This window comes from Vibrio sp. 10N.222.49.C9, from assembly GCF_041474985.1.
In the GTDB taxonomy this organism is placed as follows: Bacteria; Pseudomonadota; Gammaproteobacteria; order Enterobacterales; family Vibrionaceae; genus Vibrio; species Vibrio crassostreae_C.
Genome location: NZ_JBFRVD010000523.1, coordinates 1 through 289, shown reverse-complemented (window position 1 = coordinate 289; position 289 = coordinate 1). Strand labels below are relative to the sequence as shown.

Below are 289 nucleotides of genomic sequence, written 5' to 3'. Positions count from 1 at the left end.
AGCTCAAGGATAACCGCGCTGCCTCGACGACCATCCAGAAGCTCGAACAAATAGCTTTGTAGCTTAATATCGATGTTAAGAACGATATCTTCACCCGGAGTAGGCGGTTCATATTTTAGGGTACGAATGACGCGGCCGCGGCTATTGACTTCAACCTCTTGGTAGCCTGGTTTACCGTGCAAGAGATCTTCGTAATACCGCTCGATGCCTAACTTACCAATATCATGTGTCGCTTGGTAATCCTGCACCTTATCTTCGCGGGTTAAGCGCTGTATGTCGCGATCATTGA

General features: G+C 48.1%; 1 pseudogene. It reads right to left on the bottom strand.

Annotated elements, in window-relative coordinates:
• Nucleotides 1-289 (bottom strand): annotated as a pseudogene (locus AB4585_RS24285) (penicillin-binding protein 2); the annotation flags it as partial.